This window comes from Microbacterium sp. MTN4-26, assembly GCF_042846595.1.
In the GTDB taxonomy this organism is placed as follows: domain Bacteria; phylum Actinomycetota; class Actinomycetes; order Actinomycetales; family Microbacteriaceae; genus Microbacterium; species Microbacterium luteum.
This window is the reverse complement of record NZ_BTGO01000002.1, coordinates 102,805-124,071: the sequence shown is the minus strand read 5'-3', so window position 1 is coordinate 124,071 and position 21,267 is coordinate 102,805. Positions and strand designations below refer to the sequence as shown.

General features: G+C 70.8%; 19 protein-coding genes. 7 read left to right on the top strand and 12 right to left on the bottom strand.

The features are described from left to right. Positions 1–23 precede the first annotated feature (23 nt). Together ACGG9C_RS02145 and ACGG9C_RS02140 are read left to right on the top strand one after the other, a co-directional pair. Positions 24–377: a Fe-S protein gene (locus ACGG9C_RS02145; protein ID WP_194383572.1), complete on the top strand. Its 354-nt coding sequence runs from the start codon at positions 24–26 to the stop codon at positions 375–377. Positions 378–417: 40 nt separating this feature from the next. Then, positions 418–1,881 (top strand): MFS transporter, encoded by a 1,464-nt coding sequence (locus ACGG9C_RS02140; RefSeq protein WP_176759416.1) that lies wholly within the window; start codon positions 418–420, stop codon positions 1,879–1,881. Between the two features lie 22 nt (positions 1,882–1,903). On the opposite strand, the gene ACGG9C_RS02135 is transcribed toward ACGG9C_RS02140, so the two are convergent. Genes ACGG9C_RS02135 through ACGG9C_RS02125 form a run of 3 tightly spaced genes read right to left on the bottom strand, consistent with a single transcriptional unit; the run spans position 1,904 to position 4,541 of the window. Further along, positions 1,904–2,734 (bottom strand): ABC transporter permease, encoded by an 831-nt coding sequence (locus ACGG9C_RS02135; protein WP_390178170.1) that lies wholly within the window; start codon positions 2,732–2,734, stop codon positions 1,904–1,906. Next, complete coding sequence (locus tag ACGG9C_RS02130; RefSeq protein ID WP_194383574.1) at positions 2,731–3,603, bottom strand: ABC transporter permease; 873 nt, start codon at positions 3,601–3,603, stop codon at positions 2,731–2,733. Before ACGG9C_RS02130 ends, ACGG9C_RS02135 begins: the two co-directional genes overlap by 4 nt. Then, the gene (locus ACGG9C_RS02125; protein WP_194383575.1) at positions 3,600–4,541 is read right to left on the bottom strand and encodes an ABC transporter ATP-binding protein; all 942 of its coding nucleotides are present in this window, start codon (positions 4,539–4,541) and stop codon (positions 3,600–3,602) included. Before ACGG9C_RS02125 ends, ACGG9C_RS02130 begins: the two co-directional genes overlap by 4 nt. A gap of 95 nt (positions 4,542–4,636) precedes the next feature. On the opposite strand from ACGG9C_RS02125, the gene ACGG9C_RS02120 reads away from it, so the two are divergent. Together ACGG9C_RS02120 and ACGG9C_RS02115 are read left to right on the top strand one after the other, a co-directional pair. Further along, positions 4,637–5,980, top strand: a complete 1,344-nt coding sequence (locus tag ACGG9C_RS02120) for an ion channel protein (RefSeq protein WP_194383576.1) — start codon at positions 4,637–4,639, stop codon at positions 5,978–5,980. A gap of 113 nt (positions 5,981–6,093) precedes the next feature. After that, entirely contained in the window at positions 6,094–8,025 is a 1,932-nt protein-coding gene (locus ACGG9C_RS02115; RefSeq protein WP_071044667.1) for an ABC transporter ATP-binding protein, read from the top strand. A 295-nt stretch (positions 8,026–8,320) separates the two neighbouring features. Here the strand turns inward: ACGG9C_RS02115 and ACGG9C_RS02110 are convergent, their stop codons facing one another. Further along, a complete protein-coding gene (locus ACGG9C_RS02110; RefSeq protein WP_390178169.1) occupies positions 8,321–10,189 on the bottom strand; it encodes a phosphoenolpyruvate carboxykinase (GTP) in 1,869 nt (622 codons plus the stop codon). Between the two features lie 138 nt (positions 10,190–10,327). Here ACGG9C_RS02110 and ACGG9C_RS02105 point away from each other — a divergent pair, with 138 nt between their 5' ends. Further along, positions 10,328–11,764, top strand: a complete 1,437-nt coding sequence (locus ACGG9C_RS02105; RefSeq protein ID WP_071044665.1) for a helix-turn-helix domain-containing protein — start codon at positions 10,328–10,330, stop codon at positions 11,762–11,764. A gap of 115 nt (positions 11,765–11,879) precedes the next feature. Here the strand turns inward: ACGG9C_RS02105 and ACGG9C_RS02100 are convergent, their stop codons facing one another. The 3 genes from ACGG9C_RS02100 to ACGG9C_RS02090 are packed head-to-tail and all read right to left on the bottom strand — an operon-like array spanning position 11,880 to position 14,640. Beyond that, positions 11,880–12,530, bottom strand: a complete 651-nt coding sequence (locus ACGG9C_RS02100; RefSeq protein ID WP_194383578.1) for a pyridoxamine 5'-phosphate oxidase family protein — start codon at positions 12,528–12,530, stop codon at positions 11,880–11,882. Beyond that, positions 12,527–13,321: a creatininase family protein gene (locus ACGG9C_RS02095; protein ID WP_286795918.1), complete on the bottom strand. Its 795-nt coding sequence runs from the start codon at positions 13,319–13,321 to the stop codon at positions 12,527–12,529. Before ACGG9C_RS02095 ends, ACGG9C_RS02100 begins: the two co-directional genes overlap by 4 nt. After that, positions 13,318–14,640: an FAD-binding oxidoreductase gene (locus ACGG9C_RS02090; protein ID WP_390178168.1), complete on the bottom strand. Its 1,323-nt coding sequence runs from the start codon at positions 14,638–14,640 to the stop codon at positions 13,318–13,320. The genes ACGG9C_RS02095 and ACGG9C_RS02090 overlap by 4 nt, the downstream gene beginning before the upstream one ends. A 119-nt stretch (positions 14,641–14,759) precedes the next feature. Between ACGG9C_RS02090 and ACGG9C_RS02085 the strand changes: the two genes are divergently transcribed. Then, positions 14,760–15,359: a helix-turn-helix transcriptional regulator gene (locus ACGG9C_RS02085; protein WP_083336501.1), complete on the top strand. Its 600-nt coding sequence runs from the start codon at positions 14,760–14,762 to the stop codon at positions 15,357–15,359. Between the two features lie 14 nt (positions 15,360–15,373). Here ACGG9C_RS02085 and ACGG9C_RS02080 read toward each other — a convergent pair whose 3' ends face one another. Beyond that, positions 15,374–16,429, bottom strand: coding sequence for a methylenetetrahydrofolate reductase C-terminal domain-containing protein (locus ACGG9C_RS02080; RefSeq protein ID WP_390178167.1), 1,056 nt, complete (start codon positions 16,427–16,429; stop codon positions 15,374–15,376). A gap of 32 nt (positions 16,430–16,461) precedes the next feature. Here ACGG9C_RS02080 and ACGG9C_RS02075 point away from each other — a divergent pair, with 32 nt between their 5' ends. Next, positions 16,462–17,055 (top strand): cyclodeaminase/cyclohydrolase family protein, encoded by a 594-nt coding sequence (locus tag ACGG9C_RS02075; RefSeq protein ID WP_286795913.1) that lies wholly within the window; start codon positions 16,462–16,464, stop codon positions 17,053–17,055. 9 nt (positions 17,056–17,064) lie between these two features. Here ACGG9C_RS02075 and ACGG9C_RS02070 read toward each other — a convergent pair whose 3' ends face one another. The 4 genes from ACGG9C_RS02070 to ACGG9C_RS02055 form a co-directional block, all read right to left on the bottom strand. Beyond that, the gene (locus tag ACGG9C_RS02070; RefSeq protein ID WP_390178166.1) at positions 17,065–18,264 is read right to left on the bottom strand and encodes a hypothetical protein; all 1,200 of its coding nucleotides are present in this window, start codon (positions 18,262–18,264) and stop codon (positions 17,065–17,067) included. 93 nt (positions 18,265–18,357) lie between these two features. Next, positions 18,358–19,236: an ABC transporter permease gene (locus tag ACGG9C_RS02065; RefSeq protein WP_286718527.1), complete on the bottom strand. Its 879-nt coding sequence runs from the start codon at positions 19,234–19,236 to the stop codon at positions 18,358–18,360. Beyond that, complete coding sequence (locus tag ACGG9C_RS02060) at positions 19,233–19,994, bottom strand: ABC transporter ATP-binding protein (RefSeq protein ID WP_390178165.1); 762 nt, start codon at positions 19,992–19,994, stop codon at positions 19,233–19,235. The genes ACGG9C_RS02065 and ACGG9C_RS02060 overlap by 4 nt, the downstream gene beginning before the upstream one ends. Next, positions 19,991–21,250, bottom strand: coding sequence for an amidohydrolase family protein (locus tag ACGG9C_RS02055; protein ID WP_390178164.1), 1,260 nt, complete (start codon positions 21,248–21,250; stop codon positions 19,991–19,993). Before ACGG9C_RS02055 ends, ACGG9C_RS02060 begins: the two co-directional genes overlap by 4 nt. Between the last annotated feature and the right edge of the window lie 17 nt (positions 21,251–21,267).

The window sequence follows — 21,267 nt, the reverse complement described above, 5'->3', positions numbered from 1 at the left end:
TCCGGCGCCGTAGGTTGTGTCGCATGGAGTTCCTTCGCCACCTCGTCGTGCTCGTCCATCTCGTCGGGTTCGCCCTGCTCTTCGGCGCATGGGCGGTCGAGGCCATCGGTGGCCGTCGGAACGTGACACGGCTGATGAACTGGGGCCTCGCCGTCGCCGCCGCCGCGGGCCTCGCCCTCGCCGCTCCGTGGGGAGTGTCGTACGAGCTGAACTACATCAAGATCGGCGTCAAGCTCGTCATCCTCCTCGTCATCGGAGCGCTGCTCGGGATCGGCTCCGCACGGCAGCGCAAGCGCGGCTCGGTGCCGACCGGCGTCTTCTGGTCGATCGGCGCGCTGACGCTCGCGAACGCGGCCATCGCGGTGCTCTGGACGTGATCCGGATCGGCGGGCGCCGAGAGTAAGCTTGTCGCTCGCTATGACTTCCCCCCGAACCGCTCCGGCGAATCCCCGCTCTCGCGTCATCACCGCGAGCCTCGTCGGCACGACGATCGAGTTCTACGACTTCTACGTCTACGCCACCGCTGCCGTGCTGGTCTTCCCGGCGCTCTTCTTCCCCACCGGGAACGACACGACCGCTCTGCTGCTGTCGTTCAGCGTCTTCGGCGCGGCGATGATCGCCCGCCCGCTGGGGGCCATCGTCTTCGGCCATTTCGGCGACCGGTTCGGCCGCAAGATCACGCTGGTGTGGTCCCTGCTCACCATGGGCGTCGCCACGATCCTCATCGGGTGCCTCCCCACCTTCCAGGACATCGGCGCCGCTGCCGCGGTGCTCCTGCTCGTCCTGCGCCTCGCCCAGGGCTTCGCGCTGGGCGGCGAGTGGTCCGGCGCGGCGCTCGTGGCGACGGAGAACGCGCCGAAGGGCAAGCGCGCCTGGTACGGCACCTTCCCGCAGCTCGGCGCTCCGCTCGGGTTCATCATCGCCAACAGCGTTTTCCTCGCGATCAGCTGGGCCCTCCCGCACCCCGACGGCCCCACGCAGCAGTCCGAGGCGTTCCTCGCGTGGGGATGGCGCGTGCCGTTCCTGTTCTCGGCCGTCATGGTGATCATCGGACTGTGGGTGCGCCTGCGCCTGGTGGAGTCGGAGACGTTCGTGAAGGCCGGAGCGCACGGCGCGCTGCGCAAGTTCCCCCTGGTCACGGTGGTCCGCCGCAACGGCTGGCAGATCGTGCTCGGCACGTTCATCATGCTGGCCACCTACGTGCTGTTCTACCTGATGACAAACTTCACGCTCTCCTACGGCACCAAGGCGGCCGACCTCGATACCGCCACGGCGGCGGCCCGCACGGCCGCGGAGGCATCCGGCCAGAGCTTCGACGCGGCCGCGTTCGCCGACCAGTTCTACCCCGGGCTCGGCTTCGGCTACACCGACTTCGTGCTGATGCAGATCATCGGCGTGGTCTTCTTCGGCATCTTCACCCTGCTGGCCGGTCCCGTCGCCGACGCGATCGGCCGACGGCGCCTGCTGCTGTGGATCACGGGGCTGATCATCGTGTTCGGACTGACCTTCAACGTGTTCCTGCTGCCGCAGGCCGACCCGAAGTTCACCGGGGCGATGGTGCAGGCGTTCCTCGTGTTCGGGTTCATGCTCATGGGTGCCACGTTCGGGCCGATGGGCGCCGTCCTCCCCGAGCTGTTCCCGACGAACGTGCGCTACTCGGGATCGGCGATCGCCTACAACCTCTCCTCGATCCTCGGCGCCGCTCTCGCCCCGATCGTGGCGGTGGCCCTGTGGGCCGCGACCGGCGGCGCCCCGTGGCTGGTGGGCGTCTACCTGTCCGCGATGGCGGTGCTCACCTTCGTCGCCCTCATCCTCGCCCCGGAGACGAAGGACGTCGACTACGACGACAACATCGGCGTGGCCGCCAGCGGCTCGCTCTGACCGTCTGCGGGCGGCGGTTCGTTCAGTCCAGGAACAGGGCGCGCAGCCGCCGCGTGGTGAACACCAGCCCGAGGGCGATCATGACCACGAAGTAGAGCACGTGCCACAGCATCCCGGCGGAGAGGATGCCGGTCGTGAGGCCGCGGATGAGGTCGACGGCGTGCCACAGCGGGAACGCCATGATGATCTGCTGCACCCACTCCGGGTAGACCGAGATCGGGTAGAGGGTCGCCGAGAACAGGAACATCGGCAGCAGCACGAAGTTGATCCAGTCCATGTGCTGGAAGGTCTTCATGAAGCTCGTCACCGCCATCCCCACCGCCGCGAAGCCGAACGCGATCAGGAGCACCGCCGGAAGCGCCAGGATCGCGGTCCACGCGAGGTTGAGGCCGGCGATCTGCATGACGATCATGAACCCCGACGCATAGACGAGGCCGCGCAGCAGTGCGTACAGGATCTCGCCGAGCGCGACATCGAGCGGACCGAGCGAGGTCGCCAGCATGCCCTCGTAGAGCTTGCCGTAGTTGAGCTTGAAGAAGACGTTCCACGTCGAGTCGTAGATCGCGCCGTTCATCGCCGAGACCGCCAGGAGCGCGGGGGCGATGAACGCGGCGTAGCTCACCTCGACGCCCGGCGCCGCCTCGACCTCGCCGATGATGACGCCGAGTCCGATCCCCGTCGACAGCAGGTAGAACACCGGCTCGAAGAAGCCCGAGACGACCACGACCCAGCTGGAGGATCGCGCCGCGATCAGGCCGCGCTGCACCACGGCCTGCGGATTGCCGGACCAGAGGGCCCGCACCCCGCCGGCGCGGGCTCGGCCGACCGGGTGCTGCGTCGTGACGGCGCTCATGCCGCGAGCCTCCTGGCGAACAGGCGCCGCGCGACGACGAGTCCGCCGGCGGTGAGCGCGAGGAGATAGATCAGGTGCACCGCGATCATCCCGGGCGCCACCTCGGCTCCGTACGTGACGACTCGGCCGAGCTCGGTGGCGTGCCACAGCGGCGAGATCCATCCGATCCACTGCAGGCCGATCGGGAGGTTCGTCAGAGGGTAGAACGTTCCCGAGAAGAGGAACATGGGCATGAACACGAAGCGCTGCACCAGCGCGAACTGACCCTTGTCGTCCACGATCGACGCCGCATACGCCATCAGCGGCACGCCGAAGGAGAGCCCCGCGAGGATGCCGATGGGCATCGACAGCCACGCCGTGGCCGGCACCAGGGCGCCAGGCTGGAGAACGGCGAAGAACAGGGCGATGAAGGCGAAGTAGAGCACGACGGTCATCGTCATGCGCGCGGCGGCACCGGCCACCACGCCGCCGGCGATCTGCCCCGGCGACAGCGGCGAAGCCGAGAATCCGAAGAAGTACCGCCGCCACTTGAAGCCCGCCATCACGGGGTAGGTGAATTCCTCGCTGGCGACGGCGATCGCCGAGGTCATCAGCAGCGCCGGGGCCACGAAGACGAGGTACGGCACCTGCTGAGAGCCGTCGTCGATGGGCGCCTGGATGAGCGCGGCCAGCCCGACGGCGAGGCCGAGCAGGTAGAGCATCGGCTGCCCCAGGGCCCCGACCACGATCGTCCATCCGTAGGCGCGCATGGCGCGCACCATGTGCTCGGTGACGTACAGCGCGCCGCGGGCGCGCGGTCGGCGCCCCCACGCGAGGGCCTCCTCGCGGAGCTCGTCGAGCGTGGGCGCGTGCGTCTGCTCGGTCGTCATTCGATCAGCGACCGTCCGGTCAGTCGCAGGAAGACGTCTTCGAGGCTGGAGCGCCGCACGAGCGACGTGCGCGGGTGCAGATCGCGCGCGGTGACCTCCTCCAGCGCCCGCTCGCCGTCGTGCGCGTACACGAGGACCCGGTCCGGCAGCACCTCGATGCGGTCGCCGACGCCCGCCAGCTGCGCCGCGACCTGCTCGTTGCGATCCGACCCGAAGCGCACCTCGAGCACCTCGCGGCTGGAGTGTTCGCGGATGAGCGACGCGGGCGACCCTTCGGCCATGATGCGGCCCTTGTCGACGACGATCAGTCGATCGCAGAGCTGTTCGGCCTCATCCATGTAGTGCGTGGTGAGCACCAGGGTCGTCCCCCGCTCCTTCAACCGGAACAGCCGGTCCCACAGCACGTGGCGCGCCTGCGGATCCAGCCCCGTTGTCGGCTCGTCGAGCAGCAGGATGCGCGGGTCGTTGATCAGGCCACGGGCGATCGTGAGACGCCGCTTCATGCCGCCGGAGAGCTGATCGACCTTGTTCCTGGCCTTCTCCTCCAGCTGCGCGAACACGAGGAGCTCGTCGGCGCGGCGATGGCACTCGCGGCCCGGCAGCCCGAAGTACCGGCCGTAGATGTACAGGTTCTCGCGCGCGTTCAACTCCCCGTCGAGGTTGTCCTGCTGCGGGACCACGCCCAGTCGCGACCGGATCTCGGGGCCGTTGCGGTCGGGATCGAGTCCGAGGATCGACAGGTCGCCGCCGGAGCGGGCGGAGACCGCGCCGATCATCTTCATGGTCGTCGACTTGCCCGCCCCGTTCGGACCCAGCAGCCCGAAAGACTCCCCGGCCGCCACCTCGAACGAGAGGTCGTCGACGGCGACGAACGCGGGTTTGCCCGCCACCCGGTAGGTCTTCCGGAGGTTCTTCGCGGAGATCACGGGTTCGGGCACCGTCTGAGAGTAGTCCCCGGCGGCGACATCCGTTCCCCTATCCTGGCAGCGCGCCCAGATCGGCTCGGCGCGGCACGAAGATCTCGGGGGATCCCATGGCAGAGCAACCCGCCCGCCCGGTTCCGGAGTTCGGGCGCGAGCACGATCACGCCGTGGCCGCACGGCCCTCCCCGACCAAGCGCCTCCTCGCGCTGTCACTGCCGGCGCTTCTCATCGGGGTCGGCAGCGCTCTCGGCCTGATCGTCCTCGACCTCGCCGCGCTGGCGCTGGAGGACCTGCTGTGGGAGGTGCTGCCTGCCGCGGCCGGCATCGACCCCGACGGGGCGGGCTGGATCATCGGCATCCTCACCGGCGCCGGGCTCGCCACCGGCCTCATCGTGCGCTTCGCGCCCGGACACGCCGGGCCCGACCCCGCGACGGAGTCGTTCTTCCCGCCGCCCATGCCGCTGTCGACCCTCCCCGGCCTCGCCGCAGCCGCGATCCTCACCCTCGCCACGGGCGTGAGCCTCGGACCTGAGGCGCCGATCATCACGATCAACGTCGCCGTCGCGGTATGGATCTGCCGCCGCCTGGTGCCGAAGATCCCCACGCGGCTCGTCGTGCTGATGGTCGTCACCGGCACCTTCGGCGCCCTGTTCGGCTCGCCGGTCGGGGCCGCGCTGCTGGTCACGTCGGTCGCCGCGACGATCGCGTCGAAGGAACTGCTGTGGGATCGGCTGTTCGCGCCGCTCGTCTCGGCCGCCGCCGGGTCGATCGTGATGCTGCTGTCCCACCACGGCAGCCTCGCCCTCCCGCTGCCGGCGGTCGAGCTGGACATCCTCCCCGATCTCGGCATCGCGATCGTCGTCGCCGCCGTCGCGATCGTCGTCGGCCTCGGGCTGCTCTACGCCTTCCCGCTCGCGCACCGTCTCTTCCACCGGTGGCGCGACCCGATCCTGCCGCTCACCGTCGCGGGGCTGCTGCTGGGCATCCTCGGTGCGATCGGCGGTCCCATCACGCTCTTCAAGGGCCTCGACCAGATGGCCCAGCTGGCCGAGCAGGCCGACGACTTCACGCCGGGGCAGCTCGCGCTCATCGTGCTGGTGAAGCTCGCCGCTCTCCTCATCGCCGGCGCCGCCGGCTTCCGCGGTGGCCGCGTGTTCCCGGCCGTCTTCATCGGCGCGGCCGTCGGCGTGCTCGCCTATGCCCTCTTCCCCGGCATCCCGCTCACCCTGGCGATCTCGGCCGGTGTGCTGGGCATCTGCCTCGTCGTCATCCGCGACGGCTGGCTCTCGCTGTTCATCGCCGCCGTCGTCTCCGGCGACGCCGCGATGGTGCCCATCCTGTGCATGGTGGTGCTTCCCGGATGGCTCGCCGTCGCTCGTCTGCCCGAGATGCGGATCACACCCCCCGAGGGCCACCGCGAGAACGACGCCGCGACCCCCGCCAGACCGGCCTGAGACCGGCGGCGCCGCGCGTTCGTTCGCCCACGGCGTCACCGGGGCGTCACCGTCGCGGTGCGAAGCGAAGTACGGTCGAAGACAACCGTCATCCCCTGTTCCGAGGTACCCGCATGTCCACTGACACCCGCCCCTCCCGCGCCCGATTCGGCCGGGGTGCCCCGGACGACGGGCCGCGCGCGAGCATGCGGCAGCTGCTGCCCTTCCTCCTGGAGCACCGCACCGTGCTCGTCGTCGTCGCGATCCTCAGTGTCTTCGGCGCCGTCACCACGCTCGCGCAGCCGGTGCTGGTCGGGCAGGTCATCGAGGCGGTGCAGGCCGAGCAGGCGCTCGGGATGCTCGTGTGGGCGATCGTCGCGCTCGTGATCGTGTCGTCGGTCATCTCCGGCTATCAGCACTACCTCCTGCAGCGCACCGGCACCGCGGTGGTCTACTCGAGCCGGCGGCGGCTCATCGCGCGCATCCTCCACCTGCCGATCAGCGAGTTCGACGCGCGCCGCACCGGCGACCTCGTCTCGCGCGTGGGCACCGACACCACCCTCCTGTACGCCGTGCTCACGCAGGGCCTCGCGGACGCGGTCGGCAACGCCCTGATCTTCGTCGGCGCCATCATCGCCATGGCGCTCATCGACCCGCTGCTGCTCGGCGCCATCGTGATCGTTCTCGGCGTGTCGATCCTGGGGGTCGTGACCCTCAGCGGTCGCATCCGCAAGGCGACGGCGGAGCAGCAGGTCAAGGTGGGCGAACTCGCCTCCGGCGTCGAGCGCGCCATCGGCTCCATCCGCACGGTGCGGGCATCGGGCGCCGGCGAGCGCGAGCAGTCGGCCCTCACCGCCACGGCCGGCGAGGCCTACGGCGTGGGGGTGCGGATCGCGAAGGTGTCGGCCCTCGTGGTGCCCATCGCCGGCATCGCCCTGCAGGTGTCGCTGCTGGCCGTGCTCGGACTCGGCGGATACCGCGTCGCGGACGGTGCCATCGGGGTGGCCGACCTCGTCACCTTCGTGATGTTCCTCTTCCTTCTCGTCGGGCCGCTCGGGTCGTTCTTCGGCGCCATCACCTCCGTCAACCAGGCGCTCGGCGCCCTGGGCCGCATCCAGGAGGTGCTCGATCTCCCCACGGAGACCCAGGATGACGCGCGGATCGCCGCGACCGTCGCTCCCGAGCCCGACGGCACGGCCGGAGACGCCGCGGCCGTGGAGTTCCGGAACGTGCGGTTCGGGTATCCCGAGCACGTCGTCGCCGCTCGCCGTCGGGCGGAGACCGAGGCACGCGCGGTGCTCGAGAGCGCCCACGTCGACACGTCGGCCGTCACCCTGCCCGACGAGGCGGACGACGCGCAGCCCGCCGAGACCGTGGACGAGACGAAGGATGTGCTCCGCGGCGTCTCGTTCCGCGTCCCGCGCGGCGCCCGCGTGGCCCTGGTGGGCCCGTCGGGTGCGGGAAAGAGCACGACCCTGTCGCTCATCGAGCGGTTCTACGATCCGACCGGCGGCGCCATCCTGCTCGACGGACAGGACGTGCGCACCCTCGACCGCGACGACCTGCGCAGCCGCCTCGGCTACGTCGAACAGGACGCGCCGACCCTCGCCGGCACGATCGCCGAGAACCTGCGCCTGGCCTCCCCCGACGCCACCGACGCCGAGTGCGAGAGTGTGCTGCGCGCGGTGAACCTCGGCGACGTGCTCGACCGGAGCCCCGACGGGCTCGACGCCGCCGTGGGCGAGAGCGGGGTCATGCTCTCCGGCGGTGAGCGCCAGCGCCTCGCGATCGCCCGCGCCCTGCTGGCCGCACCCCCCATCCTGCTCCTGGACGAGTCGACCTCGTCGTTGGACGGCCTGAACGAGCAGCGCATGCGCGAGGCGATCGACGCCGTCGCCGCGGGGCGCACGCTCATCGTGATCGCCCACCGCCTGTCGACCGTGGTCGACAGCGATCTCATCGTCGTGATGGAGAACGGCCGCGTCGTCGGATCGGGCACCCACTCCGAGCTCGTGCAGTCCACGCCGCTCTACCGCGACCTCGCCAAGCATCAGCTGCTGGTGTGACCCGGCAGCCGCGCTGCCCGCACATCCCGCAGCCGCCGCGCGCGCACATCCCTTCCCGCTCCGCAGTCACTTTCTGCGCATCCTTCCCGCTCGCTCCGCAGTCACCTTCCGCGCATCCCTCCCGCTCCGCAGTCACCTTCCGCGCATCCCGCTCGCTCCGCAGTCACCATCTGCGCATCTGACAGCGGAGCACCCGCACAATCTGACTGCCGAGCGGTCATGCGGCCACGCGCGGCGGCGCGCACGCGGCAGCGCGCACGCGGCAGCGTGCACTCGGCGCGCGCGTGGAACCGCCTCAGGAGCGGGTCAGGCGGTAACGCAGGGCGTCGAGCTCCGCGCGCAGGGCCGCCGGCACGCGGCCGTCGAAGGTGTCGTAGAACTCCTCCGTGAGATCGGCCTCGCGCAGCCACGAGTCGCGGTCGATCGCGAAGAGCGCGTCGAGGTCGTCCTGCGGCACGTCGATCCCCTCGAGGTCGATGTCGGATGTCTCCGGCAGCCGGCCGATCGGGCTGTCGACCGCGGGCACCTCGCCGTCGATGCGGCGGATGATCCAGTCGATCACGCGGGCGTTGTCGCCGAACCCGGGCCACAGGAAGCGGCCGTCGTCGCCCTTGCGGAACCAGTTGACCTGGAAGATGCGCGGAGCGCGGTCGAACCGCAGCTTCTGCCCGATCCGGAGCCAGTGTCCGAAGTAGTCGGCCATGTTGTAGCCGCAGAACGGCAGCATCGCGAACGGATCGCGGCGGAGCTCTCCGACGGTCCCCTCGGCGGCGGCGGTGCGCTCGGATGAGATGGTCGAGCCCATGAAGACGCCGTGGGTCCAGTCGGTCGCCTCGACGACCAGCGGCACGTTCGTCGCACGGCGCCCGCCGAACAGGATCGCATCCAGCGGCACGCCCTGCGGCGCATCCCAGTCGGGGGCGATCTGCGGGCACTGCGCCGCGCCGACGGTGAAGCGGGAGTTGGGGTGCGCCGCCGGCCGGCCCGACGCCGGCGTCCACGGCTGGCCCTGCCAGTCGGTGAGCTCGGCGGGGGGCGTGTCGGTCAGCCCTTCCCACCACACGTCTCCGTCGGGACGGAGGGCGACGTTCGTGAAGATCGTGTTACCCCACAGGGTCTCGACCGCCGTCACGTTCGTCGACTCGCCGGTGCCGGGAGCGACGCCGAAGAAGCCGGCCTCCGGGTTGATCGCCCACAGCCGCCCGTCTTCGCCCGGACGCAGCCACGCGATGTCGTCACCGAGCGTCTCGACGCGCCACCCCGGGATCGTGGGCTTGAGCATCGCGAGGTTCGTCTTGCCGCACGCCGACGGGAACGCCGCCGCGACGTGGTACGCCCGGCCGGCCGGATCGATGACGCGGATGAGGAGCATGTGCTCGGCCAGCCACCCCTCATCGCGGCCGATCACCGAGGCGATCCGCAGCGCGAAGCACTTCTTGGCGAGGATGGCGTTCCCGCCGTAGCCCGAGCCGTACGACCACACCTCGAGCGTCTCGGGGTAGTGCACGATGTACTTCTCGTCGTTGCACGGCCAGGCCACGTCCGTCTCGCCGGGCGCGAGCGGGGCTCCCACCGAGTGCACGGTCTTGACCCACGGCGCCCCCTGCGCGATCTCGCGCAGCACGTCGGTCCCCACCCGCGTCATGATCTCGATCGAGGCGACGGCGTACTCGCTGTCGGTGACCTGCACCCCGATGTGGGACAGCGGGCCGCCGACGGCACCCATCGAGAAGGGCACGACGTACATCGTGCGTCCTCGCATGGATCCCTCGAACAGCGGCGTCAGAGTCGCGCGCATCTCGTCGGGCGCCGCCCAGTTGTTGGTGGGGCCCGCGTCGATCTCGCGCTCGGAGGCGATGTAGGTGCGCCCCTCCGTGCGGGCGACGTCGCTCGGGTGGGAGCGGGCGAGGTAGGAGCCCGGACGCCACTCGGGGTTGAGCTTGATGAGCTTTCCCTGCTCGACCATCGCTCGCAGGAGGGCGTCGTTCTCGGCGCGCGAGCCGTCGACCCAGTGGATGCGGTCGGGCTGCGTCAGCTCGGCGATCTCATCCACCCACGCGACGAGCTCGGCCATGCCGTCGCCGTCGAGGCGGGGTCGGATGCCGAAGCGTCGCTGCTGCGGGGCATCGTCGGTGACGCGGGGGGAGATGTCTGCGATGGCCATGTCGCTCCTCGGTGCGATGGGTGGCGTGCGGTGTACGACGGGGAGAACGTCGATCTGTACCCACTATCGGAGGAATCAGCGGCGTCTTACCAAGAATCAGGATCGTATTTTCTGCATTTCTTTCGCTATGCTCAAGGAATGCACGCGACGCCGCTGGAACTGTCGACCCTGGGCCACCGCATCCGACACCAGCGGGTGAGCCACGGGATGACCCTGGACGAACTGGGCGAGAAGGTCGGTGTGGCCGGAAGCCACCTGAGCCTCATCGAGAACGGCAAGCGGGAGCCGAAGCTGTCGCTGCTGCAGGCGATCGCGGCGGCGACCGGGGTGGATGTCGGTGAGCTCCTCTCCCCGGAACCACCGAACCGGCGCGCGGCGCTCGAGATCGAACTCGAACGTGCGCAGAGCGGGTCGGTCTTCCGCAGTCTCGGCATCGAACCCGTGCGCGTGACCAAGGGCATGAGCGACGAGACGATCGAGTCGGTCCTGGGCCTGCACCGCGAGCTGCAGCGCCGCGAGCGGGAGGCGATCGCGACCCCCGAAGAGGCCCGGCGCGCGAACACCGAGCAGCGCCTGCGCATGCGGGCGCTGGACAACTACCTGCCCGACATCGAGCGGCTCGCCGAGAAGCAGCTGAAGGCGGCGGGCCACTCCACCGGCGCCCTCACGCATCGCACGGTGAGCATCATGGCCGAGCAGATCGGCTTCGAGCTGATCTACGTCAACGACCTCCCCTCTTCCACGCGTTCGATCACCGATCTCGAGAACGGTCGCATCTATCTGCCGCCGGCGTCGATCCCCGGCGGCCACGGTCTGCGGTCGATGGCCCTGCAGGCCATGGCGCACCGGCTCCTGGAGCACGAGAGACCCGCCGATTACGCGGACTTCCTGCGGCAGCGGCTCGAGATCAACTACTACGCGGCGTGCTGTCTCATGCCCGAGTCCACCGCCGTGGGATTCCTGCAACAGGCCAAGAAGGACCGCAATCTCGCCGTCGAGGATTTCCGCGACGCGTTCGGCGTCACGCACGAGGCGGCAGGCATGCGCATGACGAACCTCATGACGCACCACCTCGGCATGCGCCTGCACTTCCTGCGCGTCGACGGCGACGGCGCCATCTCACGCGTGTACGAGAACGACGACCTTCCGCTTCCGGCCGATGTCACCGGTGCGGTGGACGGACAGGTCGCGTGCGCGAAGTTCTCCGCACGGGCGGCGTTCTCGGAGCAGAACCGCACCACCGAGCACTACCAGTACACCGATACGCCCAACGGCACCTACTGGTGCTCGACGCAGACGGGGACCACCGCGGAGGGCGAATTCTCCATCACCGTCGGTGTGCCCTTCGACGACGCCCGCTGGTTCCGCGGCCGCGAGACGACCACGCGCGCCGCCTCGACGTGCCCCGACGAATCGTGCTGCCGTCGTCCGGCGGTCGAGGCGACGGCGCGCTGGCGGGGGAAGGCGTGGCCGAGCGCACGCGTGCACATGCAGATGTTCTCGCCGCTCCCCCGCGGCGCCTTCCCCGGGGTGGACGAGAACGAGGTGTACGCCTTCCTCGACCGCCACGTCTGACCCGCATCCGAGCCCGCCGAGCCACCCCCTTCGCGCCGAGCCGCCCCCTTCGTTGCGTCGACACAGGGGTCGCTCGCAGAAAAAGGGGTGGCTCGGGGCGGGGTGGATGCGCGCGTCAGCCGGGGAGGGGGCGGGCGGACCAGCCGGTCGCGGACGGGGTGTACTCGATGCGACGGCTCGGGGCCCCGGGATGCGACACCCAGAACAGCCAGCGTTCGGGCCGCACGGCGAAACCGACCCACCCGGCGGGGGGCTCCGGGTCGGGATGCGCGGCGGCGAAGCGCGCCCATCCCTCCTCCCGCGCGGCCAGCGGCTGGGCGGCGACCTCCGGCGTGTTCACCCAGGCCAACTGACGCAGGTACGGCGACCGGCGTGCGTACGCTCGGGCGGCGCTGGCGTCGGAGACTCGCGTGGCGAGCCCTTCCACGACCAGCTGCCGGGTGAAGCCCGGCCAGAGGATCGTCAGCGCCACCCGGGGGTTCACCGCGAGGTCGGCGACCTTGCGGCTGCTCGCGTCGGTGTGGAACGAGAAGGATGCGCCGTCGAAGTCGCTCAGCATCACGGTCCTCGCGTGCGGGACGCCCTCCGGCGACACGGTCGACAGCGTCATCAGGATGCGGTCCTCATCCGGCCCCGGCAGCCAGCTCGCCGCGAGCGCCGCCGGGTCCGCGGGAGGATCGGCGGCGTGCACGGGATCGCTGGCGTGGTCGATGACCGGCACCTCGACCGCGATCGAGATCGACGCCGGATGCGCGGCGCCGCTCATGCGAACTCGAATCCATCGATCTCGGCGAGCGCTTCGGCGACGAAGTCGACCCCGCGCTCGAAGAGCACCTTGCCGAAGGCCGCGTTGGCGCCGGTCGCATCCCCGATGACGCCGGTGGGACCGAAGTCGTCACTGGTCCAGCCGAACATCACCGGCTTGCGGTTGAAGCCGATGTGCGTGTGTCCGGCGATCTTCTCGGGCACGTTCCGCGGCGGCATCTCGGGCGCGACGAGGTGCGGTGCGAGATGCATGACGAGCGAGGTCTCCCCGAAGCCGGCGTGGATGCCCTGCCCCTTCTCGTCCGGGCCGTCGACGCCGTCTCCCGACGCCCCCGCGCCGGACGGCATGGAGAAGGATCGCAGGCCGTACCGGCGGCGCAGCTCCCGGTTGAGCCATCCGAGCAGCATGACGTTGCCCCCGTGGCCGTTGACGAAGGCGACCGTGCGCACCGGGGTCTGCGCGATCGCCGCGCCGATCTGCACGAGCTCGTCGAGCAGCGTCGTGCCCTCGATCCACAGCGTGCCGGGGGCCCAGTGGTGCTCGTCGGATTTCGCGTAGGCGACCGTCGGCAGCAGCCACGCGTCGATCCCGGCGGCGACCGCGCGATCGACGGCCGCCGTCGCGACGGCCTCGGCGATGAGCGCGTCGGTGCGCAGCGGAAGGTGCGGGCCGTGGTGCTCGATCGCCCCGATCGGCACGACGGCGATCGACCGGTCGCTCGTGGCGGCGGTGATCGCGGGGCCGGAGAGATCAGCCCACGCCCGGCTGGGCGGAGTGAACGGGGTGGTCATCGGATGGCTCCCTTCGTGGGGCCGGCGTAGTCGGGGTTGAGCTTTCCAGGGTTCAGCAGCCCGGCGGGGTCGGTCACGCGCGCGAGGGCGACCGTCTCGGCGAGGCGGAAGTCGACGTTCCACTGGTGCGGGTTGTGGGTCGACACGCCCAGGTCGTGGAGGGCCTCGATGCCGGCGTAGACCGCCTCGGGACTCTCGTAGACGCCGGCGAGCATCCCGATCGGCACGGTGTGACCGGCCTCGATGTGCAGCTGGCCGCCGGGATACACCGCGTGCACCGCGTCGATGCGCTCGACGAGGGCGTCACCCGAGACCTCGACGTGGAAGTAGACGCCCGGTTCGGACTTCTGCAGCCACTCGATCGGATGGTTGTAGCTGAGCACCGAGATCGCCGACGAGACGTTCGCCCCCTCCCGCACGTCTTCGATGCGGCCACCGGCCGCTTCGATCAGCGCCGTCGCCTCGGGCACGGTCGCGATGTCGGCGATCATCCGCAGGGAGCTGCGCCCCTCGGGGAAGGCGTCGTCGGGCGGCAGCTGCGCCGTCACGTGCGGGGTGTCAGCAGACACGAGCCGGGGCAGGGGTGTGAGCCGTCCGAGCGAGCGCAGCACCGACAGGGCGCCGGAGAAGTCGGGGAAGGATGCATACAGCCCGCGCCAGTCCTGCAGCGGCTCCAGCCGCACGGTGGCCCGGGCGATGATGCCGGCGGTGCCGTAGTTGTGAACGAATCCCTGCGCCGCTTCGCCCTCGAGGTGCACGAGTTCGCCGGCGGAGGCGGGCGTGACGACGTCGAGGGCGACGACGAAGCCGCGATCGTTGGACCCGTGCGCGATGGTCCCGGTGCCGCCGGATCCGCCGCTGAGGAAGCCGCCGAGGCTGGAGTGCACCGTCGACGGATACATCCACAGCTGTCGCCCCGCGGCGCGCGCCGCCTGCTCGAGCGCGGTCATCGGGGCTCCGGCGTCGGCGGTGATCGTCTCGTCGGTCACCTCGATGACCGACCGGGCGCGCGACATGTCGAGCACGAGCCCGCCGGGCATCGGGATCGCCTGACCGTAGTTGCCGGTGCCCTTGCCGCGCGGCGTGATCGGGGCCCCGTGGCGTGAGGCGATGCCGACGACCGCGGCGATCTCGGCGGCGGTGGTCGGGAACGCCACGAGGTCGGCGACCCCGAGCGGGAGCTGCTCGGCGATGATCGGCGACATGCGCGCGCCGTCGACCGACGCCTTCTCGCGCTGACGCATGTCTGAGCTGACGCCGCGTGGGCCGAGCAGATCGGCGATCTCGCGCTCGAGGGCGGCGTAGTCGGGGGTGGTCATGGATGTCCTCCTTCATCGCATCTCCCGAAGGCGGTGCGCGGCGAGCCGGGTGATGAGTCACTCGTCGCGCGGGGTGCGGGATGCCGGGGGTCGGCACGACCGCCCGGTAGCCTGCTGGCATGGCGGAAACGATGGGGCGCCGGGCGCCGGACGGTCCGGCGGACCCCGACGAGGCCGCACGCGCGCTCGGAGCGCGCATCCGGGCGCTCCGCACGGCGCGTGGGGCGACCCTCACCGAGGTGGCCGCCGAGGCGCAGCTGTCGCACTCGTTCCTCAGTCAGGTCGAGCGCGGGCTGGAGCGCTTGAGCATGACTTCGCTCTTCCGCGTCGCGCAGGCGCTCGGCACGACGCAGCAGGCGCTGCTGACCGAGCAGCCGCGGGAGCGCTCGGAAGGCGGGTTCCACCTGTTCCGCCGTCAGGATGACTCGGCGGTGGACACCGAGAGCGGCCCCGTGCACGTGATGGCGCCCCCGACCGGGCACTTCGTGCCGATGATCATGATCGGGCCGTTCGGCGACGAGGGCCCCTGGTGGGAGCACGGCGAGGACGAGTTCGTCTACGTGCTCGACGGCGTGCTGGTCGTCGTGCTGGACGAGGGCGAGCACGAGCTGCGCGCCGGCGACGCGACGTACTACGAGGGATGGGTGCGCCACAAATGGCGCACCCCGGAGGGCGAGACGAGCCGGGTGGTCGTCGTCAAGGAGCAGCGCCGCAGCTGAGCCGGCGCGACCGGTCACGCTCCCCCTCCCAGCTCGCGGGCGATCGTGGCGAGCGCTCGTGCGTAGGCGATCTCATCGCCGCGCCGCGCGCCGCCGGCGACGACGACACCGGCGACCCCCGGAACCTCGAGGAGGGCCGAGCCGTACTCGATCGCGAGCCGGATCCCCTCCGAGCGCATGTCGCGCGCGGTGCGCAGCCGCTCGGCGTATCCGGGCGGAAGGAGCGCGGCGTGGAAGGAGGCCAGGAGCGCGGCTCCGTCGTCGTCGACGATCACCGGCACGCCAGGGAGGACGGGCGCGGTCGCGCCCGCACCGCGGCACCGCTCGATGAAGGCGGCGACCTCGTCGACGCCCCCGCAGTACTGCGTCAGGCACAGGCGACCGCCGGCACGTTGTTTCTCGGCGACGCGCGGGCCGCGCAGCCGGTGCGGCGGCGCCGCCGGCGATTCGGCGAAGGACGGGAGAAGCCCGTGGGCCCGGGCACGGGGAAGAAGCGTGGTCGCCTCCAGGTCGAACACCGGCGCCGCATCGGGCCGGTCGCCTGTCTCGGTGTGGTCTCCGGTGACGCAGTGCACGCCGGCGACACCCGCGTGGCGCAGAGCGGCGAGTTCCCCCTCGAGCGCGACGCGGTTGCGATCGCGAGCGTTGACACCGATCCAGGCGCGCATGCCGGCGGCCGTCATGAGGTGACCGCGGTAGGACGGCGGGAACTGCGTGCGCGAGGTGGCGGCGTCTCCCGACAGCGCGGCATCGGTGTGGGGAGCGAGCACCTCCGCCACGCGGGAGACATCGTCGGCGACCATCGGACGCGCGGGGAATCCCGTCATCACGAGAGCGCGCCGGGCGAGGATGTCGGCGACCTCCGTGGCCGCCGCGGTCGGAGCGGGCACCGGGGTCGTCGCCGCATCCGGCCACCGTACCGGCAGCTCTCGCTGAAGGAAGACGCACGGGTCGGGATGCGCTTCGCACGATCCGTCGGGGTTGACACCCCCGCACGGGCCGTAGGTCATGTTCTTCGGACACGCGTCGAGCGGAGCGGCGCGGTGCATCGTCGCAGGAGGGATGGTCACCGGCCGCTCCGCAGGACGTCTAGACTGCGGCGATGGAGATCTCCACCCGCACCGCAGCCCTCACCGAGTGGACCGAGCGACTCGCGGAGCCCGCCCCCGCCCCGGGCGGCGGCGCCGCGGCGGCGGTCGTCGCCGCCATCGGCGCCGCCGTCGCCGCCATGGCCGACGGCTACGGCGACGATCATCCCGACGCCCGACGTTTCATCGCCGCGCGCGAGCGGGCGTGGGACGTCGCCGACGACGACGCCGGGGCATCCGCCGATCTCGCCGTCGTCTTCCATGCCGCGCCCGAAGAGCGGGACGCCGACCGCACCCGTCGCATCCTGGAGCACGCCGCAGCGTCGTCCGCCGCGGTGGCCGGAGTCGTCGTCGAGCTCGCCTCTGCCCTCGAGCCGCTGGCGGAGCGGTGCCCGGAGCCGGTGCGCGCCGACGTGGCCGTCGCGGCCCGTCTGCTCGCCGCGGGCGCCCGGGCCGGAGCGGTCAACGTGCGGGTCAACAGGACCGCGTGCGCAGACGCGGGCAGCAGCGCCGAGGTCGTCGAGGGTCTGCGCGCGAAGGAGCAGGACGCGATCGCCGCCGCCGACGCCCTCGATCGGCTGGCCGCCGTCGTGACCGAAACGCTCTGACACCGCGGATCAGTCCATCGAGATGGACGTGTCGATGAACTCGTTCGTGTAGAGGTCTTCGATCGAGATCTCCTCAGCATCGGCCGCGCTGATGCTGCCGGATTCGACGAGGAACGGCACGAAGTCGTCGAGGATCGACTGCATGCGCTCGGGGTCGAACTGCCCGAACACACCCGAGGCCTCGTCATTCTGCACGATCTCGAGCGCGAGCTGCTGCTCGACGGAGAAGTCGGCGACGCCCTCGGAGTAGGTCCAGCCGGTCTGGTAGGTGACGACGAGTTCGACGATCAGCGCGTTGGTGCCGGCCGGGTCGGCGAGGTAGTCGAGCTGCGACTGCTGCATGATCGGGACGAGCTTGGCGAGGCAGTCGCCGTACTCCTCGATCGCGTCGGCACGCACGGCGAGCGGTTCCGGATAGATGGTGTAGCCCACCTCGCTCAGCAGCTGGAAACCGACGGGCTTGCCCCACTCGGCGATCTCGTTCTCGTAGATGTAGGGCTCGGCGGTCGCGAAGCCCTGCTGGAGGATCGTCGGGTCGGAGACGAAGCGCTGCGCCGTGCCCTCGTAGCTGAGGTCGATCTGCGAGCTGTCGATGATGCCCTGCGCCAGGAGCATGTTGGGGATGACGTCGCCGGAGGTGACCACCGGCGCACCGTCGGCGGTCGCCTCCGCGATCGTGGTGGCACCGTCGTGGCTCTCCGGGTCCCACATGAGGATCTGCGGACTCCAGGTCATCTGCGACGTCACGGCGACCGTCGGCTGATCGGCGGCGGCGACGATCGCCGCATCCGTGTTCACGGCACCCAGCAGGATGTCCTCATCCAGGTACATCAGCGCCGGTACGGGCTGGAAGTTGACGTTCGGGCCGCCGGGGCGCACCTCGATGTCGACCCCGGTGTCGACGCCCTGGGCGACGAGGGATCCGGTGACGCTCTTGACGTCGTTGTCGATCGTGTAGTCGTCGCCGACGAGCGCGTACATCGCGCCGTGCTCGGCCTCGGGCTGCCAGTCCTGCTGCATGACCACGGTCGCGGGGCACACCTCGGACAGGTCGAGGGCGCCGCCGGCCTCGGCGGTCGGGGCGGCCGGGGTCGTGTCGGCGGCGGGTTCGGTCTCGTCGCTCGAACAGGCGGCCAACCCGAGGGTGGCGACCGACAGGGCGAGACCGGCGGCGACGGAACGTCGGATGATGCGGGTGGGGGGTGTCATCTCGAGAGTCCTCCTGGACGAGTGGGTGATGCGCAGGACAGGGGATGGTGCGTGGGATGGATCGTGCGTGGGGGGAACGAGGTGTGGGGCGGGTCAGCGGTTCTTCCAGCCGAACAGCCGGCCCACGACGGCACGATCGAGGGCGGCGAAGACCGAGAACACGGCGACGCCGAACAGCGCCGTGAAGATGATGGCGAGGAACAGCGGCTCCATGTTCAGGCGCAGCGTGTAGGTGCGCAGGAGTCCGCCGATGCCCTGCGAGCCCTGCTGGAAGAAGAAGTCCCCGACGATCGCACCGATGACCGAGAGCCCCGCGGCGTTGCGCAGGCCGGTGAAGATCGACGGAATGGCGGCGGGAAGCTGGAGCTTCGTGAGCCGCTGCCAGCGCGAGGACTTGTTCAAGGTGAACAGATCGTGCGCCGAGGGGTCCGCCGACTGCAGACCGAACAGGGTGTTGGAGATCATCGGGAACACCGCGATGATCACGCACACCACGACGCGGGCGGGAATGCCATAGCCCATCCAGATGCCGATGAGCGGCGTGAGCGCGAGGATCGGGATGGTCTGCAGGATCACCGCGTAGGGGTAGAGCACCCGCTCCGCCAGGTGGGACTGCGACATGAAGATCGCCCACGACATTCCGATGACCACGGCGAGCGCGAGTCCCACCAGGGCCACCATCGTCGTCTGCCCGAGCGCGGCGAGCATCGGGCTGATGATCTGCGGGTTGCCGATCGTCTCGAGGACGACCTCGTGCGGCGGGGGCAGCAGGAACCGGCGGCTCTCAGAGAGCAGCAGGTACGAGACGGCGTACCAGATCACGAGGATGCCCACGACCGCGAGCACGATCGGCACGGCGCTGGACCCGGCGCGACGCAGCGTCGACGTGCGCTGAGGCCGGGCCTGTAACGGCGGGGCGGTGACCTGCGCGGGCGCCGCCGCGGCCGGGGCGGTGAGGGTTTGCTCGGTCATGCGTGCGCCTCCAGCGTCTGCGACAGATGGCCGGCGATGCGGCCGAATTCCGGTGAGTACCGCAGCTCCGGCGGGCGCGGATACTCCCACGGGATCTCGATGTCCGCCACGATCCGGCCGGGACGCCCGCTCATGACGAGCACGCGGCTGGACAGATACACCGCCTCGGAGATCGAGTGGGTGATGAACATCGCCGCGAACCGCTTGAGCTGGAACAGGCGCTGCAGCTCCGTCTGCATCTTGAGCCGGGTGATCTCATCGAGCGCGCCAAACGGCTCGTCGAACAGGGCCAGCTGCGGTTCGGCCACGAGGGCGCGCGCGATCGACACGCGCATCCGCATGCCCCCGGAGAGCTCGCGCGGATGCTGCTTCTCGAAGCCGTCGAGCCCCACGAGCGCGAGCGCCTCCCGGGCTCGTCGTGCTCGTTCGGCGGACGGCACGCCGGCGAGTTCGCCGACCAGTTCGACGTTCTTCTGGGCGCTTCGCCACTCCAGCAGGGTCGCGTCCTGGAAGACGAAGCTCGTCACGGCCGCATCGACGTCGAGGCTGCCGTGGCTGATGGTGTCGAGACCGGCGGCCAGGCGCAGAAGGGTCGACTTGCCGCATCCGGAGGGTCCGACGACCGACACGAACTCGCCGCGGGAGATGTCCATGGAGACGCCGGTGAGCGCTCGGGTGCCGGTGGCGAAATCCTTGGTGACATCACGGAGGGCGAGCGTGGGCGCCGTCGTGACGGGCGCCGTGGTGGCAGCGGTCATACCGTGATCTCCTTCGGAGCGGGCGTGCGGATGTCGACGGTGGCGGTGGACAGGTGCCGCGTGGCCACGACGCGGCCGTCGCGAACGACGACCCGGTCGGGTGCGCGTTCGGCGAGCGCCTCGGCGACGGAGGATGCGCGCACGAGGAGCAGGTCGGCGACGTCGCCGTGCGCGCCGCCGGCGGCGGGCTTGCCCACGAGCGTTCGACCGGCCGACGCGACGTGCCACGCCTCGTCGGGTGACAGGTGCCCCGCGATCACGAGCGCCGCGGCCACGTCGACCATGTCACCGTTGCCGAGGGGGTTGAACGGGTCCTGCACGTTGTCGCCCCCGGCGGCGAGGACGACTCCGGCCGCGCGGATCGCCCGCAGCGGCGGGATGGCGCGCGGCGTCGAGACGGGGTGGTCCCACCCCTGGAGGTAGAGGTTGGTGAGCGGGTTGGTCACGATGGTCAGCTCGGCCGCCGCGACGGTGGCGAGCACCTCGGTGAGCCGATCGCGGGACTGCACCGCGAGGCTCACGCAATGCCCGGCCGAACGCGTGCGCTCGGGCGCCCAGGGCGCCGTCGCGTTCGCGAGGTGGACGACATCCAGCGATGCGGGGTTCAGCGTCTCGTCGGTGTGGAAGTCCACCCCGATCCCGGCCTCGTCGGCGAGCGCGATCGTACGGTCCATCTCCCCCGTCGGATCCGGCGACAGGTGGGGCGCGCCGCCGAGGAGGTCAGCTCCGAGCCCGACGGCCTCGCGCACGAGTTCCGCGGTGTGCAGGTGGCCGTGCATCGCGACGATCTGAAGGTCGACGAGGCCGGCGAACTCGTCTCGCAGCGCGACGATCGCGCGCAGGCCGCGGAGCGGATCGGCGCCCTCGTGGAAGTTCACGTGCGTGCGCATCGTCGTCACGCCGGCGCGCAGCGCCGCCAGCAGCGCGCGGCGGGCGTTGCGCTCGATCTGCTCCTGGGTGAGGGCGGCACCGAAACGCTGCCAGCAGGCCACGGCGTCTTCCAGCGAGCCGGCGGGGCGGCCGGCCATCTCCCACGTGTAGGCCTTGTCGATGTGGGCGTGCATGTCCGCCAGGGGCGGCAGCAGCATCCATCCGGTCGCGTCCACGCCAGCCGGGCCCGCAACGTCGCCGACGGAGGTCGAGAGGTGACCGTCGACGACGGCGAGGTCGCCGACGGTGCCGTCGATGGTGGTGACGTTGCGGAGCACGTCGAGCGCGGCGCCGGGGGCGAGAGATTCGGGCGTCGGGAGGACCATGGCGCTCGCTTTCTCGG